The following is a 16,715-nucleotide window of genomic DNA, read 5'->3' as shown; positions in this document are numbered from 1 at the left end:
TCGATTCGAACACGCGGACAAGTTCCAACGCAGGAAACTTACCTCTCCCTCCGTCGTGAATAACAAAATTCGTGGCAATGACGCCGCCCGTTTGCCCTTCCACTTGGGAGAGCTTCGTGGCGGCTTTTTTGCGTTCTACTTCCAGGGCCTTTTGAGGGGCCAGAACAAGAGAATGGGTTATGAAGAAAAAGCTAGGCTTCTCCTTTGATCGTCGCGGTGCTGTCGCCGCTGTTTTGGCGAGTTTCGCACTCGCAGCTTGTGGAGGCACACCGGAAGCTTCGGGTGAAACCGTTGTCGCGGCCTCGCTTGATGGTGAGATTGAAAAACCCAATCTGAAGTTCGGCTTCATCAAGCTGACCGATATGGCGCCGCTCGCGATCGCGAAAGAGAAAGGCTACTTCGCAGAAGAAGGCCTCAACGTAACGCTTGAGCCTCAGGCCAACTGGAAAGTGCTGCTTGATGGTGTGATCGGCGGACAGCTTGACGGGGCACACATGCTCGCAGGACAGCCGCTTGCAGCGACCATCGGTTACGGCACCAAAGCCGACCTCATTGCTCCGCTCAGCCTCGACCTTAACGGCAACGCGATCACCTTGTCGAACAAGGTGTGGGACATGATCAAAGCCGACCTTCCAAAAGGCCCAGACGGCAAGCCGATCCACCCGATCAGCGCCGAGCACCTGAAGCCGGTGGTTGCCGCGTTTGAAGAGCAAGGCAAGCCGTTCAACATGGGCATGGTGTTCCCAGTTTCGACCCACAACTATGAGCTTCGCTACTGGCTTGCCGCTGGCGGTCTGAAGCCTGGTTATTACTCCGATGGCGATGTTCAAGGCGTGATTGACGCCGACGTCAAACTCTCCGTCACCCCCCCTCCGCAAATGCCAGCGACCCTCGAGGCGGGCACCATCGAAGGGTACTGCGTTGGTGAGCCATGGAACCAAGCGGCGGTCTTCAAAAAGATCGGCGTGCCAGTCATCACCGATGACCAAATCTGGAACGAGAACCCAGAGAAAGTCTTCGGCCTTCGCGAAGATTTCGCTGAGAAGTATCCGGCAACCACGGCCGCTATGCTTCGTGCAATCATCAAGGCTCAGCAATGGCTTGACGCTGATGGCGGGGCGAACCGCGCCGAGGCCGTCGAAATTCTCGCACAGCCAAACTATGTGGGTGCCGATGCCGAAGTGATTGCAGCGTCTATGACGGGCGTGTTCACCTTTGAGCCGGGCGATACCCGCGAGGCAGAAGGCTTCAACATCTTCTTCGATAAGTATGCAGGCTATCCGTATTACTCAGACGCCATTTGGTATCTCTCGCAAATGCGTCGCTGGGGCCAAATCGCCGAAGACAAAGATGATAGCTGGTACTTCGAAACATCGAAGGCCGTGTATCGCCCTGACCTTTATCTCGCCGCTGCCAACAAGCTTGTTGAAGATGGCGTGATCGCGGCGGAAAGCGTGCCAGAAACAGACGGTTTCCGGGGCGAGCAAGAAGGCTTCATCGACGGCATCACTTACGATGGCTCGAAGCCTAACGAGTATCTCGCCAAGTTCCCGATCGGCCTCAAAGCTGGCGACACGGTGACAGCATCAGGGGTGAGCGGCTCTTAAGCCGCCACTTCCGAACAATCCTCCCCCTTTCCTTCACAGGAGCGCCATCATGGCCACAGCCTTTGTAGAACCCAACGAGCCAGCCGAAAAAGCGGCGGCAAATGGCAGCAGTCCCACCGTTGACAAGGCATCTGAAACGACATCTTCTGTGGAGGAGGGGGCCTCTTCTGAGCCAAATCCCAATATGCTCAAACTCAAGGCCATCGGCACTGCGATGCTGTGGCCAGCTCTAGGGATCCTTGCATTTCTTGCCATGTGGGCCGTCCTTGCCCCGCAGGTCGACACTTCGCTTGGCACTTTGCCCGGTCCTGTAGCGGTCGCGGAGGCAGGCGTCTCGCTCTACGGCGAATACTCTGCTGCGAAAGACGCCGAAGGTGCTTTCTACGCGCAGCAAGATGCCAACAACCAGGCCGCTATTGCAGCAGGCAATCCGAGCGCGGTTCGCGATTTCTCATATGCCGGTCCGCCAACCTTTCTCGACCAGATTTTCACCTCGCTTCAAACAGTGGCCTTGGGCTTTATTCTAGCGACGGTCTTCGCGGTGCCGATTGGCCTCATGGCTGGCCTTTCAACGCGCTTTAATGCGGCGATCAACCCGCTGATCCAGATCATGAAACCGGTTAGTCCGCTTGCATGGCTTCCGATTGTGACCATGGTCATCTCCGCCATGATCACCAGCGCCGATCCGCTGCTTCCAAAAGCTTTTGTGATCTCCGCTCTCGTTGTGATGCTGTGTTCGCTTTGGCCAACGCTGATCAACACAGCCGTTGGAACGAGCTCCATCGACAAAGACTTGCTGAATGTGGGCAAAGTGCTTCGCCTTGGTTGGTTCGACAAGCTGACGAAGCTCGTTCTTCCTGCATCGCTGCCTTACATCTTTACCGGTATGCGCCTGTCATTGGGTGTGGGTTGGATGGTTCTTATCGCGGCCGAAATGCTCGCGCAGAACCCGGGTCTTGGCAAATTTGTCTGGGACGAATTCCAAAACGGCAGCTCTCAATCGCTTGCTCGCATCATGTTTGCGGTGGTGGTTATCGGCCTCATCGGCTTCCTCCTCGACCGGTGCATGATGGCGCTGCAAACCCTCGTTTCAAAGAACCGCACGGTTTAATCGGGAAGGGCTGACAGATGACTGACACACCTTTTCTATCGCTTAAAGACGTCCGCAAGGATTACACAGCGAAAACCGGCGAAGTGACCCATGTGCTGGGCGGTATCGATCTTGAAATGAAGGAAGGCGAATTCGTTGCTATCCTTGGCTTTTCGGGCGCTGGCAAGACGACACTGATCAATTCGATCGCGGGGCTGGTTGAACCGGACAGCGGTTCCATGACCCTTCGCGGGAAAGCCATCGATGGACCGGATAGAGAGCGGGGCCTTGTGTTCCAATCATACTCGCTTTTTCCATGGCTTTCGGTTGAGCAAAACGTCGCTCTTGCGGTCGATGCGGTCCACAAGGATCGCAGCAAAGAAGACCGCGCCGCTCTGGTAGAACAGAAGGTCGCGTTGGTGGGCCTCGACCACGCGATGGATCGCAAGCCGGCTCAGCTTTCAGGCGGCATGCGTCAACGTGTGGCGGTGGCCCGTGCTTTGGCGATGGAGCCGGAAATCCTGCTCCTCGACGAGCCGCTTTCAGCGCTCGACGCTCTCACCCGTGCAAAGTTGCAGGACGAGATTGAGCGTATTCGCAAAGAAGAAGGCCGCACCATTCTCCTCGTCACCAATGACGTGGATGAGGCCTTGCTCTTGGCTGATCGGATCGCAGTTCTAACCCCTGCGCCAGCGGCCAAGATTGGCAAGGTTTACGACGTGAACGTTGCCCGCCCGCGCGACCGTGAAGCGGTGAATGTTGATCTCAACTACCAAGCTTTGCGTAAAGAAATCGTCGGCTATCTGGGTTCGCTCAATTCAGAATCTGGAACAGTGGGCGATAGCGAGAATGAGCTTCCCAAGGTCACGCCGATCGATCTTCTTGCAAAGAAGAAAGAGGAGGAGCTGCCCCAAGCGTACCTCGATGCGGCAAAAAGCGCTGTCAAACAACGTTACCTTGAGTTCTTTAAGCTCGACAAAGTGTACCCCACTCCTAAGGGGCCATTGAAAGTCGTCGAGGATTTTAACCTCCTCATGGACAAGGGCGAGTTTATCTCGCTCATCGGCCACTCGGGCTGTGGCAAGTCAACGGTGCTCACTATGGCAGCGGGCCTTAATGAGATCAGCGGCGGCGGCATTGTGCTGAACAACCGCGAGATTGAGAGCGCTGGCCCCGACAAAGCTGTGGTCTTCCAAGCACCCAGCCTGATGCCATGGCTTACCGCGCGCCAGAATGTGTCGCTGGGCGTGGAGCGGGTTTATCCGCATGCCTCCAAGGCTGAACGCGGCGATATTGTCGACTATTACCTCGACCGGGTTGGTTTGGTTGATGCGAAAGACAAGCTCGCCGCTGAAATGTCAAATGGCATGCGCCAACGTGTCGGTATTGCCCGCGCCTTTGCGCTGTCACCGCGCTTGCTGCTCCTTGATGAGCCTTTCGGAATGCTAGACAGCCTCACCCGTTGGGACCTCCAAGACGTGCTGGTCGAGACGTGGAACCGCACCAAAGTGACCGCGATCATGGTCACGCACGATGTGGACGAAGCGATCCTTCTCGCAGACCGCGTGGTCATGATGACCAACGGCCCGCGCGCCACGATTGGCAAGGTTCTCAAAGTCGATCTGCCGCGCCCGCGCAATCGCAAGGAGCTGCTCGAAGATCCGAAATTCTACCAATATCGTCAGGAGGTTTTGCACTTCCTTGCCGAATACGACCATGGGCCGGGCGCAAAAGCCGCCTGACCCAACCAAGCTTCCAGGTGGTGAAGGCGCAGCAATGGCGCTGTCCTTCGAAAAAGCCACACCTCTCCATCGGTGCTCTTCTCGCACCTTAAGGCCCTGAGCAATGACGCTCGGCATCCCACAAAACCAGCGCCCCTAGGTTCGGGGCGAAGAAGGGAAAACACATGCGTCACACAGTTAGTACTCTCGCCGTTCTCGCCGCTCTTACAGCAGCTTCACCTGGTATTGCTGGCCCGCTTGATCCGGTTGAGGTCGCCGAAGGCGTTACTCTCGACCCCATCCTCGATGTGCGCCTTCGCTATGAAACATCGGACCAAGATGCGATCTTTGCTGATGCCGCAGACTCGGTCACCATCCGCACCAGAGCGGGGGCCAAAATCTCAAGCGATGGCTTTTCATTGCTCGCCGAAGCTGAAGGCACCGTCGCCCTTGTCGATGACTTCAACGACACGATCCCCCAGAACGGGATTGAGCCCTTCCCTGTTGTCGCAGACCCGAACAGCTTTCAGCTGAACCGTCTGCAAGTGGGCTATAATAAGGGCGGATATGGGGTCACCGTTGGCCGCCAGCGCATCATCCTTGGCAATGCGCGCTTTGTTGGCAATGTGGGTTGGAGACAGAACGAGCAAACCTTTGACGCGGTTCGCGGCACAGCCAAGTTTGGCCCGGTCAACCTCGATGCGACTTACGCAATTCAGCAAAACACGATCTTTGGCTCGCGCTCACCAAACGAAGACTTCGACGGCGACTTAATCTTTTTGAACGCGGGCGTTGACCTGAAGCCGGTGAAGCTGGGCGCATATGTCTATGACCTCGATTACGACACGCGGGTTGGCGCATCGAGCACATCTTACGGCGCATACCTCACTGCCAGCGTTCCAGCAGGTCCGCTAAAGCTCAATGGCCGTCTCGAATTTGCGACACAGTCTGACACTGGCGCAAACCCGGTTGATTACAGCGCTGATTATATCGCCGCTGAACTCGGCACGAGCATTTCAGGGTTCGGCCTTAAAGTGGGTTATGAAGAGCTTGGTACAGATGGCGGCGTTCAAGCCTTCCAAACCCCGCTTGCCACGGGTCACAAGTTCAACGGATTTGCCGACCTTTTCCTTGCGACGCCTGCAACCGGACTTCAGGACAAATATGTGACGCTCTCTAAGAGTTTCAAAGTCCCTGCCCTTCCCGGTCTTCGCGCTTTCGTGACCTATCACGACTTCAACAGCGACATTGGCGGCATTGATTACGGCACAGAGTGGGATGCCGTGGTGGCTTTCAAAGTCGGCCCGGTCGGCATGCTTGCGAAATACAGCAATTACAACGCCAACAGCTTTGCCACGGACACCCAAAAGCTCACCCTCCAAGCCGGGATCAGTTTCTGATCTCGGCCTTGGCTAAACTATCCAAAAATTCGACGGAGATACACAGTGAACGCGCAGACCGGATTTGAGAAAGGCACATCAGTGGCCCCTCAAGAGCGCCTCGTGGTGATTGGCAATGGCATGGCAGGCTGCCGCGCGGTGGAGGAGATCCTCAGCCTGGCGCCTGACCGCTATGCCATCACAATTTTCGGTGCCGAACCGCGGGTAAACTACAATCGCATCATGCTATCCCCCGTCCTTGCAGGCGAGAAAAGCTTTGATGAGATCGTGATCAATACCACCCAGTGGTATGAGGATAACGGGATCACTCTCGTGAGCGGTGATCCCGTTATTCACATTGACCGTGAGGCTTGCCAAGTTGTCTCAAGGGCCGGACGCATCGAGAGCTATGATAAGCTTTTGATCGCCACAGGTTCCGATCCCTTCGTCATTCCGGTGCCGGGCAAGGATCTGCCCGGCGTCGTCACCTTCCGCGATCTCGACGATGTTGAGACCATGCTGGAGGCGGCGAACACCAGTTCCAAGGCTGTCGTTATCGGCGGTGGCTTGCTGGGGCTTGAAGCAGCGCACGGTCTTTCGCTGCGCGGCATGGATGTAACCGTCCTTCACCTGATGCCCACCTTGATGGAGCGTCAGCTCGATGAGGCAGCGGGATACCTACTCAAATCGGAGCTCGAAGGCCGGGGAATAAAAATCCTCACTGGCGCTGATACCGGAGAGATCATCGAAAAGGATGGCAAAGTCGGCGGGGTCAAACTGAAAGACGGCACCGGAATCGAAGCCGATCTGGTCATTATGGCTGTCGGCATCCGTCCCAACGGCACGCTTGCCAAATCATCAGGCGTGATGGTGGAACGCGGGATTGTGGTCGATGACCATATGGTCACCTCGGACCCTAATCTGCTTGCGGTCGGTGAATGCGTTCAGCACCGCGAGCAATGCTATGGCCTTGTCGCACCCCTTTGGGACATGTGCCGTTCCTTGGCCGCCGGCCTTGCTGAAACGCCGAAACCTTACGAAGGCTCCGTCACATCGACCAAGCTTAAGGTCTCTGGCGTTGACCTCTTTTCCGCTGGCGATTTTTCGGGCGGAGAGGATTGCGAAGACATCGTCATGCGCGACGCATCACGCGGGATTTACAAGCGTGTGGTTGTCAATGATGACAAGATCATTGGCGCGGTCCTTTATGGCGATACAGCGGACGGCAATTGGTATTTCGACCTCCTCAAAAAAGAGGAAGACATCTCCGAGATAAGGGAGGCGCTCATCTTTGGGCAGGCCTTTGCCTCGGGAGGGGCCGCGCTGGACCCTAGCGCGGCCGTTGCAGCACTTTCGGACGACGCAGAAATCTGCGGCTGCAACGGCGTGTCCAAGGGCCAAGTTGTTTCATGCATCAAAGAAGGCGCAAACAGCCTTGATGCGGTGCGCGGCGGGTGCAAAGCCTCTGCAAGCTGCGGATCATGCACCGATCTGGTCGAGAACCTGCTTGCCCTGACGCTGGGCGATGAGGTTGAGGAAAGCGCGCAAACCATGTGCGGCTGCACCAGCTTTGGCCATGATGATGTGCGCAAAGCGATCGCTGAGCGCGGCTTTTCATCGATCCCCGAAGTCATGCAGGAGATGCATTGGTCTACGCCCGATGGTTGTTCCAAATGCCGCCCATCATTGAACTATTACCTGCTGTGCGCAGCCCCAGGTGAATATGTCGATGATCAGAAGAGCCGTTTTGTAAACGAGCGGCTTCACGCCAACATTCAAAAAGACGGCACTTACTCTGTGGTCCCGCGTATGTGGGGCGGCGTCACCAATCCGCGCGAGCTGCGCGCGATTGCCAATGTGACTGAGAAATACAACGCGCGCATGGTGAAAGTCACCGGCGGTCAGCGTCTCGATATCTTTGGGATCAAAAAGGAAGACCTACCCGCCGTTTGGGCAGACCTCAATGCCGCTGGCATGGTTTCTGGCCACGCTTACGGCAAATCTTTGCGCACGGTGAAAACTTGCGTTGGCTCTGAATGGTGCCGCTTTGGAACGCAGGATTCCACTGGACTTGGGATCAAGCTTGAACAGATGAGCTGGGGCAGCTGGATGCCGCATAAGTTCAAGATGGCCGTTAGCGGCTGCCCAAGGAACTGTGCCGAAGCGACCATCAAAGACTTTGGCGTGATCTGTGTCGACAGCGGCTATGAAATTCACATCGGCGGCAATGGCGGCATTAAAGTGCGCGTCACCGATTTAGTCGGACGGGTGGAAACCGAAGAGGAAGCGCTGGAACTTAGCGCAGCCTTCATCCAGCTTTACCGCGAGGATGCATGGTACCTTGAACGCACTGCCCCGTGGGTGGAGCGCAAGGGTCTGGAATGGGTGAAATCGCAATTGTTCGATGACCCGGCGACCATTCCGACGCTGGCTGAACGCTTCCGCTATTCGCAAAGCTTCATGCAGGATGATCCGTGGGCTGAGCGTGCTGCGGGCGCACGCAAGGACTTGCACAGCCACGTTGGTTCTATCGGTGCAGGACCGCCTGCGGACGGCGCAATCAAAGAAGTGGAACCCGCCGAATGAGCGTCTCAACACCAGACTGGGTGAGCATTTGCGCGCCCTCTTCGATTGAGCCGGGCATGGCCGGCACTGTCCCTGTCGAAGGCGCGCCTGAAGGAAATGGCGAGATCGCGATATTCCACACCATTGGCGGTGAATTCTACGCGCTGGTCAACAAATGCCCCCACAAAGGCGGACCGCTTTCACAAGGTATCGTCCATGGCGATAGCGTGTCGTGCCCGCTGCACAACTGGCGCATTTCACTAAGGTCTGGAGAGGCTTTGGGCGAGGATGAAGGCTGCACGCCTACCATCCCGCTTAAGGTTGAAGAGGACTTGATCTGGCTTGACCGCGCGGCCATATTGACGCGCCAAGCGGTCTAGAGAACAGCCGTGCGATCGATCAAAACCACCTGTGCGTATTGCGGTGTAGGATGCGGCATCAAGGCAAGCGTCACGGGCAAGCGATCGGTCACAATTGAGGGCGATGTCGATCACCCCGCCAATCGCGGTTCGCTATGCTCTAAAGGCACGCATTTGGGGGAGACCGTTGGGCTTGAGGGGCGCTTGCTCCTCCCGATGATCGGGGGCGAGCCCGTCAGCTGGGACCAAGCCACCACCGAGGTCGCCTCACGCATGAAAACGTGCATAGACGAACACGGGCCAGACAGCGTTGCTTTCTATGTCTCAGGCCAGCTGCTCACTGAAGATTATTACATCGCCAATAAGCTGATGAAGGGCTTTGTCGGCTCCTCAAACATCGACACAAACTCGCGCCTTTGTATGGCGAGCGCCGTGGCCGCGCACAACCGTGCCTTTGGCGAAGATATCGTGCCGTGCACTTATGAGGATTTGGACCATGCCGATGTGATCCTGCTGGTCGGCTCCAACACTGCATGGTGCCATCCGGTGATCTGGCAGCGGATCGAAAAAGCGCGTGAGGAAAACGGCACTAAGCTCGTCGTTATAGACCCGCGCCGCACCGAAACCGCTGAACGCGCAGACCTACATATTTCGGTTGAGCCCGACGGTGATGTTGCCTTGTTTGATGCTCTTTTGGCGGCAAGCGATCTGGACCACGCCAAAGTTGCTGAGACCTGCGAAGTGCCGGAAGGGTTCTGGGACAGCCGTTCGCCAGACCACGGCATTGACCCGCAATTGTTCGCTGAATTGACGCAAATGGTCGCGGGCTCGCAAAACCTCATCACCTTATTCAGCCAAGGCGCAAACCAATCGCGCTGCGGCACGGACAAGGGCAATGCGATCATCAACCTCCACTTGGCGACTGGCCACATAAACCGGCGCGGCGCGGGACCCTTCTCGATCACCGGTCAGCCCAATGCGATGGGTGGGCGCGAAGTGGGCGGGCTTGCCAATATGCTCGCCTGCCATATGGGCTTTTCCGATGAGGAACGCTCAGCGGTCGGCGAGTTCTGGCAAACGGACCGCATCAGCCAAGACATGGGCCTTAAAGCCGTCGATATGTTCGAGGCCGTGCACCGGGGCGATATCAAGTTCATCTGGGTCATGGCGACCAATCCAGCGGTCTCCATGCCCAACGCCTCCCGCGTGCGCGAAGCATTGGAACGCTGCGAGACAGTTGTGATCTCCGAAGTGCTGGAAGACACCGACACAGGGCGGCTCGCCCATATTAAGCTCCCCGCGCTTGGCTGGGGCGAGAAGGACGGAACCGTCACCAATTCGGAGCGTGTGGTGAGCCACCAGCGCGCTCTGTTCCCTGCTCCCGGAGAAGCCCGCGCAGATTGGCGCATCATGGTCGATGTGGCCCGCGCGATGGGCTTTGAAGCTGCCTTCGATTTTGACACACCGGCCAGCGTATTCCGCGAATATTGCGCAATGACTGCGATTTCAGCGGCTCGCGGGCGCAAGCTTGATATGACCCACTGGGCAGACTGCTCAGACGATGAATATGAGGCGATGGAACCGTTTCGTTGGGGCGGTGATCACCCTCTTGCCGCAGGCTATCCCACCCGGTCTGGCAAGGCGAAATTGATCCCGGTGAGCGCGCCGGAGCGCCGCCCACTGCCAGACGCTTTCCCCATGCGCCTCAACACCGCGCGTTACCGCGATCAATGGCACACCATGACACGCACCGGGTACAGCCCGCGGCTCGCGCATCACCGCCGCGAGCCTCTGGTCGAAGTGCATCACGATGACGCGCTGGCTCTGGGCATTGCGGACGGCGACCTTGCTAAGGTCGCGACCAAGCACGGCTCCAGCCTATACCGCGCGCAATTGAGCGCTGGCCAGCAACGCGGCACATTGTGCGTCCCCATGCACTGGACCGACATCACCGCCAGCGCCGGGCGCACCGGCAAACTTTCAAGCGATGACACAGACCCATTCTCCGGCCAACCCGGATTTAAAGACGCGCCCGCCTTCCTAGAATCTGTGGTGCCAGCATGGCGCGGCTTTCTCGTTTCGCGCATTAACGTGGAGACCGCGCCCGAAACCTTCTTGGGCGAATATTGGGTAAAAAGCCGGGTCGAAGGCGGCTGGCTTTATGAACTTGCCGGGATGCAGGAATTGGATTTCGCAAGCCTGCTCCCTGTCGGAGCATTGAGCGAGGTTAGCTTCCCCTCCAAAGGCATGCAGCGCTTTGCTGTTTGCGATGAGGGCGGCGTTCTAGACGCGGCATTGTTCATCACGCGCAACGGAGATTTGCCAGCGCGCGATTGGGTGGCAAAGCAATTGGGCGAACCTCTCGAAGACCTCCCCGCGCTGCTTGCCGGACGCCCCCGCGTGGCCGGACCAGACCGAGGCGCGATTGTGTGCGTGTGCCATGACATCGGCACATTTGAGATTGAGGATGCAATCGCAGGAGGCGCAAACACTCTGCCCGCCATCGGCAGGTCTTGCCGCGCGGGCAACAATTGCGGATCATGCCGCCCAGAGCTTGCCCGTATGCTTGAAAGCGCTGTGCAAGAGATAAAGGAAGCCGCCGAATGACCGACGGTGCGCCCAGCGACTTTCCCAAAGGCACCGTCTGGCTTGTTGGCGCAGGTCCCGGCGATCCCGAACTTCTCACCCGCAAAGCCGAACGCCTGCTGTGCGAGGCAGACATCGTTTTCCACGATGCATTGGTGAGCCAAGGCATCCTCGACCTTATCCCGCAAAGCACGGCTATCACATCGGTGGGCAAGCGCGCAGGGCGCCATTCAGCGCCCCAGCCGCTGATCTGTGATTTGATCGTAAAGGCCGCCAAGCAAGGCCGACGTGTCCTGCGCCTCAAAGGAGGCGACCCCTCCATCTTTGGGCGCTCAGAAGAGGAGATCACCGCCTGCCAAGAAAGCGGCATATTGGTTCAGGTTTGCGCCGGTGTCACCACAGCAAGCGCCGCCGCCGCCTCGCTCACTGCCTCTCTGACAAAACGCGGCCTTGCGCGCCGCCTGACTTTTGTCACCGCACACACAAAAGGCGGCGTAGTTCCTGAGCTGGATTGGGCGTCATTGGCCGATCCGCAGGCAACAATCGCTGTTTACATGGGTAAAAGCTCCGCATCGCATATCTCGCGCGGTCTGTTGGATGCAGGGCTGGCAGCTGAAACCCCTGTCGTGCTTATTGAAAATGTCAGCCTCCCAGAAGAAAAACGCTTTGTTTCCGATTTGGAGCTCCTTCCGATCTCTGCTGGCACGGTCCTTGGAGATGGTCCCGCGCTCATCCTAATTGGCGAAGCTGTCGGCGCTGCGCTGTGCTCGCCTGCCAAACTACGGCGGGGAAACACTCGTGCACAGCTCTGAATGCCTGGTCATAGGAATCTATATGAAACGTTATCGAAAAGCTTGGGAGGCACAGCCAAGCTGAAGCTTATCTGCAAACACCGAGATGTCTGCTTTCACCCCAAAAGCAAACGCCAGCCCATCGTGGGCTGACGCCCAGAAACAGTCAGATTTCGGTCTTCTCAGCGAGCATGAGCGCATCCTTAATATCGACGCCCAGGTATCGGACGGAGTTTTCGATCTTGGAATGACCAAGCAAGATCTGGATGGCTCTTATGTTTCCCGTAGCCTTGTAGATAATCGAAGCCGTGGTCCTCCGCAGTGAGTGGGTGCCATATTCAGCAGGTCGCAAACCAATCGCTTTGACCCACTCATCGACTAGCCGAGCGTACTGGCAAGTGCTGAGATAGCGGGCATGATCAACCCGGCTGGGAAAGACAAAGTCCTCGACCGCTCCTCCACGAAGTTCAAGCCACGCGAACAGGCTTTTTCATGCATCCTTGGCAATCTCAAATTGACCCAGGATGGGCTTGATGCGCGGTGGCTGGAGCAGGCGCTGGCCAAAGCAAATTTGCTAGTGGCAAACCTGAGAAGCGGGACCGGCGATAAGAAGGCAGGCCTCATCAACGCCTTGGTTGATCGCACAAATCTGACTGAGACCGATATCACGGTCCAGCTCAACAAAGCTGGCCTGATGGATGCGCTTATCCTTCCTCAAGGCCAGAATGACGCGCCGCCAATCTCGATCTGTATCCCAGCCGTAAAGGTGAGACTCGGGCATCAGCTTCGCTTCATCATTCCGGGTAAAGACCCCGAGCGCAGCACACTAGCGCAGCGTGACCCGAAGCTCATTGCGCTAATCGCTGAGGCGCTGGCGGCTCGCAAACTGATTGAAGAAAGCCCCGAGCGATCAATCGCCAGCATTGCTGAAGAGAATGGTCGATGCCGAACGAGGCTCGGCATCGGCTAAGGCGCAATAATCGATTGCAGTCAGAATACTGGGCGACTGAGACAGGCGCCCTTTTTTGCGTCTAAAGCCGATGAATGACAGCAGTCTCTGACCGCAATTCCATAAGGGGCACGGCACGAATGGCGCAGAACTGCGCCGTTCCTGTCAGCAGCTCACCCTGCATGGGGAACTTGGTCTGACGATATGGACTGTTTGGTGCGGTCGAGAAGACTCGAACTTCCACGGGCGTTAGCCCACAACGACCTCAACGTTGCGCGTCTACCAGTTCCGCCACGACCGCACTCTTTCAGGTAAAGGGCGGCAAGACTCGCTCACTGCCCCTGGTAGGAGCGCGCCACTAGCAAGGGGTTTGCGCGTGCGCAAGGGCTTTGATGCTTACCGGCGTTGTGGGCATCGCAATTAACATCTCAAGGCCCTGTGTCCCGCATCGGGATAAGGTTTCTGACGTACTTGCAGAAATGGTGAACGCGCTCGTAACCATCTCGCATGAGCTTCACCGCTGCCCTCTTAATCGTCGCCCAAAGCGCGGCACCGCAGATTGCTGAGGCTTCCGCAGCTTCGCCAGCATCAAGAGCGCGTCCGGTTGCTGTACAAGCTCGTGCCAGCGCCCGTGTTCTTCGCCCTGCACGGATCGATTTTTCGCAGTTGCAAGCTGCCAGCACTCAAGCGCCAAACGCATCAGTTAATGGAATGCAGCGCGGGCGCGATGCCGCGGGCACAGAGTGGGTCGAATTTAACTAAGAGCTTTTCAGCTCGGCAGATTGCCCGTCAGTTGGGCGACCAGCCGATCTCTGCGGCCTGTGCGGATGGTGGAATATCCGTGATCGCCTCTGTCACATTCAGGCTTTCGCCTGGTGCAAGTTCGCGTTTGGACGGGACCACGACCCAAGAATAAACACTCTTTTCGCGTGCATCGCGAAACACAATCAAGAGGCTGGGGACGCCAACGCTCTCTTGTCCGACATTGTTGATCGATCCGCGCACTTGGAAAATCTCTTCGCCGCTTTCCAGCACTTCTTTGCGTTGCTGGCTTGCTGGGAAATCGAGCTCTAGGTCGGATTTGCCGATGCCAAATTCTGGCCGCTGAATTGGGACCCAGTCGGGAAGACCATAGTAATTGGCCGCGAGAACCGTGCCTGTTGCAAGGGTCGCAAAGACAGCCGCTGCGATGGTCCACATCTTGAGCGAATTGCGTGGCCGCGTGAATGGCGGGCGATAATCAAAGCTCGACGCCTCGTCATCGTATTCGTCTTGTTGGCCATCGTAGTGATCATCATCGCCAAAGGCGCTATCCGCATCATCGAAATACGGGTCGTCATCGTCTGCGTTTGCCAAAGGGTCGGATGTCCCAGCAAAGCTGTCTTCACCGGATTGCGTGGTTTCAGCGGTTGCCGCGCTTGTGGGTTCACCCTGCGCATCACTGCGCCAATGATCAACCGAAGGCCCTGGAACCTTTGCGTCAGAACCCCCCGTGGATGAGGCTTGTTCGGATGGGACGGGTTCTGGTGAGGGGGCGTCGGCAGTTGCCGGGACGGGTGCAGGTGATGGGGCCTTTGCTGGTGCTTCAGCGGAAGCGGGATCAGGTTCGGGCGTTGTAGCTGCAGCGGTGTCCGCCTCGTCTTCAAGTTCAAGCGGGGTGGAATCTTGAAACCAGCTGTGTTTGCATTTGGCGCAGCGTACCGTGCGCCCTTCTGGCCCGATGGCTGTTTCGGGTACAGCATAGCGTGTTGCGCAGGCAGGGCAGGAGATGATCATTGCGTACAGATGCATGAATCACACTGTGCCGCTTCACAAGGGTGTTAACCGGCGCAAGGAGCAAATCCGCCCCTTTTTCCACATAGAAGCACATTTTTGGGGCAACCTTTGCGAATTGCCGGGGTTTGGCACTTGCTTGGGCTTCCCCAACTGCGAGCACGCTGATAAATTACCAAGCCATGAGCGACAGGCCTTCGGAAATTGTGAAATTCGACAATGTGGGCCTACGCTATGGCACCGATGCTGAGGTGCTGTCTGATATGTCTTTCACCCTTTTTCCGGGTAGCTTCTACTTTCTCACTGGTGCCAGCGGGGCAGGCAAGACAAGCCTTTTGAAGCTGCTTTATCTTTCACAGCGCCCGTCGCGCGGCAGCATCCGCATGTTTGGCAAGGACATGATCACTTTGCCGCGAGGCCGATTGCCTGATTTTCGCAGGCGTCTGGGCGTCGTGTTTCAGGACTTCCGACTGGTCCAACACCTCTCAGCCTTCGATAATGTTGCTTTGCCTTTACGGCTTGCTGGAACCGATGAGGCCAAAGTTCAGCGTTCTGTTTCCGATATGCTTGAATGGGTCGGGCTGTCGCACCGCATGCAAGCGATTCCTGAGACCATGTCAGGCGGTGAACAGCAACGCGTTGCGATCGCAAGAGCGGTGATTGCGCGGCCGCAAATCCTTATCGCGGACGAACCGACAGGTAACGTCGACCCGGAAATGGCGCTCAAATTGCTAAGATTGTTCGAAGCGCTCAACCACCGTGTCGGGACCACTGTGATTGTTGCCACCCACGATGTGCATTTGCTCAAGAAAGTGCCAGAATCCCTGATTATGCGGCTCAATAAGGGACGCCTATCTGACCCCACGGGCGCGCTTCGTTATCCTCCTGCTCCCAAATCAAGGGCAGGCGTCGATCCAGTAGGGGGCGGCAAATGAGTGAAACTCCTTTCCCCGAAGCCAGCTCTCAAAATGACGATCTGAAACCTGCCAAAGACATTTCGGCGGGTCTTGCCCCGCCTGCACGGCTAAGCGGACCGATCCCTTGGGTGATCGCAATCTTGATTGCACTGGTCGTTATTGCGGCAGCGGGAGGGCTTTCTTTGCGCAATTTGGCGCAGAATGCGCGCGCTGACCTGGCCGATGCCGTCACGGTCCAGATAATCGAAGCTGACGCAGATGCTCGCAGCGTCCAGGCACAAGCCGCAACCGCTGCCTTGGGTGATCATCCGCTGGTCACATCGGTGCGCCTTGTACCCGAAAATGAACTGCAAGAGTTGCTCGAACCCTGGCTTGGCGGCGGCGCGGCGAGCGACAATGTGCCCATCCCTGCATTGATCGATGTGGAGCTTTCCCGGCGTGCGTCAGGTGATGAATTAGCGCAGTTGCAGAGCGTCCTTGACGCAGCGTTGGAACCACTGGACGGCAGGGCCCGTGTTGATGCGCAGTCACAATGGCTAAGGCCGGTCTATGACGCCCTTGCAGCGCTGCAATATCTGGCTCTTGCGCTCATCATATTGGTTTCTCTTGCCACAGCAGCAGCCGTTTGGCTTGCCTCGCGCAACGCCTTTGTCAATCACCGCGAAACTGTCGAGATTGTCCATTTGTTGGGCGGAACCGACACACAGGTCACTCGCATGTTTGAACGCGCTGTTATACGTGAAGCGGCCTTTGGGGCTATCATCGGGCTCGTTATTGGCCTTGCAGCCGTTTGGCTTTTGGGACAGCAGTTTTCCAGCCTTGATAGCGGAATGGTGGGCGGCGGCGGTCTTGGGCCGGTCGATTGGGCCATCATCGCTGCTATTCCTGTCGCAGGGATATGCCTTGCGCTCCTAACGGGACGAATAACTATCGGATATGCCTTGAGGTCCATGCTCTAAGGGTCGATATTGCAGGCAG

Annotated in this window: 13 protein-coding genes, 1 tRNA gene and 1 pseudogene; 12 read left to right on the top strand and 3 right to left on the bottom strand. The window is 57.2% G+C overall.

Annotation, left to right across the window (positions count from 1 at the left end; genetic code table 11):
* The first annotated feature begins 179 nt into the window (after positions 1–179).
* From ABJ205_RS00220 to cobA, 8 genes are all read left to right on the top strand, one after another.
* A complete protein-coding gene (locus ABJ205_RS00220) occupies positions 180–1,607 on the top strand; it encodes a CmpA/NrtA family ABC transporter substrate-binding protein (RefSeq protein WP_348160415.1) in 1,428 nt (475 codons plus the stop codon).
* 49 nt (positions 1,608–1,656) lie between these two features.
* Positions 1,657–2,718 carry an ABC transporter permease gene (locus ABJ205_RS00215; RefSeq protein ID WP_348160413.1) on the top strand — a complete coding sequence of 354 codons (1,062 nt, stop codon included), beginning with the start codon at positions 1,657–1,659 and terminating at the stop codon, positions 2,716–2,718.
* Positions 2,719–2,735: 17 nt separating this feature from the next.
* Complete coding sequence (locus ABJ205_RS00210; protein ID WP_348160412.1) at positions 2,736–4,439, top strand: nitrate ABC transporter ATP-binding protein; 1,704 nt, start codon at positions 2,736–2,738, stop codon at positions 4,437–4,439.
* Positions 4,440–4,603: 164 nt separating this feature from the next.
* Positions 4,604–5,818, top strand: a complete 1,215-nt coding sequence (locus ABJ205_RS00205) for an alginate export family protein (protein WP_348160410.1) — start codon at positions 4,604–4,606, stop codon at positions 5,816–5,818.
* Positions 5,819–5,863: 45 nt separating this feature from the next.
* Positions 5,864–8,383 (top strand): nitrite reductase large subunit NirB, encoded by a 2,520-nt coding sequence (nirB, locus tag ABJ205_RS00200; protein WP_348160408.1) that lies wholly within the window; start codon positions 5,864–5,866, stop codon positions 8,381–8,383.
* The gene (gene nirD, locus ABJ205_RS00195) at positions 8,380–8,742 is read left to right on the top strand and encodes a nitrite reductase small subunit NirD (protein ID WP_348160406.1); all 363 of its coding nucleotides are present in this window, start codon (positions 8,380–8,382) and stop codon (positions 8,740–8,742) included. The genes nirB and nirD overlap by 4 nt, the downstream gene beginning before the upstream one ends.
* A 9-nt stretch (positions 8,743–8,751) precedes the next feature.
* Positions 8,752–11,328, top strand: coding sequence for a molybdopterin-dependent oxidoreductase (locus tag ABJ205_RS00190; RefSeq protein ID WP_348160404.1), 2,577 nt, complete (start codon positions 8,752–8,754; stop codon positions 11,326–11,328).
* Complete coding sequence (gene cobA / locus ABJ205_RS00185; protein ID WP_348160403.1) at positions 11,325–12,119, top strand: uroporphyrinogen-III C-methyltransferase; 795 nt, start codon at positions 11,325–11,327, stop codon at positions 12,117–12,119. Before ABJ205_RS00190 ends, cobA begins: the two co-directional genes overlap by 4 nt.
* Before the next feature lie 145 nt (positions 12,120–12,264).
* Here cobA and ABJ205_RS00180 read toward each other — a convergent pair.
* Positions 12,265–12,630, bottom strand: a pseudogene (locus tag ABJ205_RS00180) (tyrosine-type recombinase/integrase); the annotation flags it as partial.
* Between ABJ205_RS00180 and ABJ205_RS00175 the strand changes: the two are divergent.
* Entirely contained in the window at positions 12,514–13,068 is a 555-nt protein-coding gene (locus ABJ205_RS00175; protein ID WP_348160465.1) for a hypothetical protein, read from the top strand. The pseudogene ABJ205_RS00180 and the gene ABJ205_RS00175 overlap by 117 nt on opposite strands.
* A gap of 193 nt (positions 13,069–13,261) precedes the next feature.
* On the opposite strand, the gene ABJ205_RS00170 is transcribed toward ABJ205_RS00175, so the two are convergent.
* Positions 13,262–13,348: transfer RNA gene (locus ABJ205_RS00170), tRNA-Leu, on the bottom strand.
* Positions 13,349–13,554: 206 nt separating this feature from the next.
* On the opposite strand from ABJ205_RS00170, the gene ABJ205_RS00165 reads away from it, so the two are divergent.
* The gene (locus ABJ205_RS00165) at positions 13,555–13,809 is read left to right on the top strand and encodes a hypothetical protein (protein WP_348160401.1); all 255 of its coding nucleotides are present in this window, start codon (positions 13,555–13,557) and stop codon (positions 13,807–13,809) included.
* 27 nt (positions 13,810–13,836) lie between these two features.
* On the opposite strand, the gene ABJ205_RS00160 is transcribed toward ABJ205_RS00165, so the two are convergent.
* A complete protein-coding gene (locus ABJ205_RS00160) occupies positions 13,837–14,838 on the bottom strand; it encodes a zinc-ribbon domain-containing protein (RefSeq protein WP_348509970.1) in 1,002 nt (333 codons plus the stop codon).
* A gap of 164 nt (positions 14,839–15,002) precedes the next feature.
* On the opposite strand from ABJ205_RS00160, the gene ftsE reads away from it, so the two are divergent.
* The gene (gene ftsE / locus ABJ205_RS00155; protein WP_348160397.1) at positions 15,003–15,755 is read left to right on the top strand and encodes a cell division ATP-binding protein FtsE; all 753 of its coding nucleotides are present in this window, start codon (positions 15,003–15,005) and stop codon (positions 15,753–15,755) included.
* On the top strand, positions 15,752–16,696 hold the full coding sequence (locus ABJ205_RS00150) for a cell division protein (RefSeq protein WP_348160396.1): 945 nt from the start codon (positions 15,752–15,754) through the stop codon (positions 16,694–16,696). The genes ftsE and ABJ205_RS00150 overlap by 4 nt, the downstream gene beginning before the upstream one ends.
* Positions 16,697–16,715: the final 19 nt, after the last annotated feature.

Origin of the sequence: Erythrobacter sp. (assembly GCF_039988855.1) — a bacterium.
Classification (GTDB): domain Bacteria; phylum Pseudomonadota; class Alphaproteobacteria; order Sphingomonadales; family Sphingomonadaceae; genus Erythrobacter.
Note: the sequence above shows the minus strand (reverse complement) of the source record. Positions and strands in the feature narration are given on the sequence as shown.

Excerpts from the sequence above, each read along its gene's own strand:
- ABJ205_RS00165 (WP_348160401.1), top strand. The coding sequence starts at position 13,555 with ATGAGCTTCACCGCTGCCCTCTTAATCGTCGCCCAAAGCGCGGCACCG.
- nirD (WP_348160406.1), top strand. The coding sequence starts at position 8,380 with ATGAGCGTCTCAACACCAGACTGGGTGAGCATTTGCGCGCCCTCTTCG.
- cobA (WP_348160403.1), top strand. The coding sequence starts at position 11,325 with ATGACCGACGGTGCGCCCAGCGACTTTCCCAAAGGCACCGTCTGGCTT.
- ABJ205_RS00220 (WP_348160415.1), top strand. The coding sequence starts at position 180 with ATGAAGAAAAAGCTAGGCTTCTCCTTTGATCGTCGCGGTGCTGTCGCC.
- ABJ205_RS00215 (WP_348160413.1), top strand. The coding sequence starts at position 1,657 with ATGGCCACAGCCTTTGTAGAACCCAACGAGCCAGCCGAAAAAGCGGCG.
- ABJ205_RS00160 (WP_348509970.1), bottom strand. The coding sequence starts at position 14,838 with ATGCATCTGTACGCAATGATCATCTCCTGCCCTGCCTGCGCAACACGC.
- ABJ205_RS00205 (WP_348160410.1), top strand. The coding sequence starts at position 4,604 with ATGCGTCACACAGTTAGTACTCTCGCCGTTCTCGCCGCTCTTACAGCA.
- ABJ205_RS00210 (WP_348160412.1), top strand. The coding sequence starts at position 2,736 with ATGACTGACACACCTTTTCTATCGCTTAAAGACGTCCGCAAGGATTAC.
- ftsE (WP_348160397.1), top strand. The coding sequence starts at position 15,003 with ATGAGCGACAGGCCTTCGGAAATTGTGAAATTCGACAATGTGGGCCTA.
- ABJ205_RS00150 (WP_348160396.1), top strand. The coding sequence starts at position 15,752 with ATGAGTGAAACTCCTTTCCCCGAAGCCAGCTCTCAAAATGACGATCTG.
- ABJ205_RS00175 (WP_348160465.1), top strand. The coding sequence starts at position 12,514 with ATGATCAACCCGGCTGGGAAAGACAAAGTCCTCGACCGCTCCTCCACG.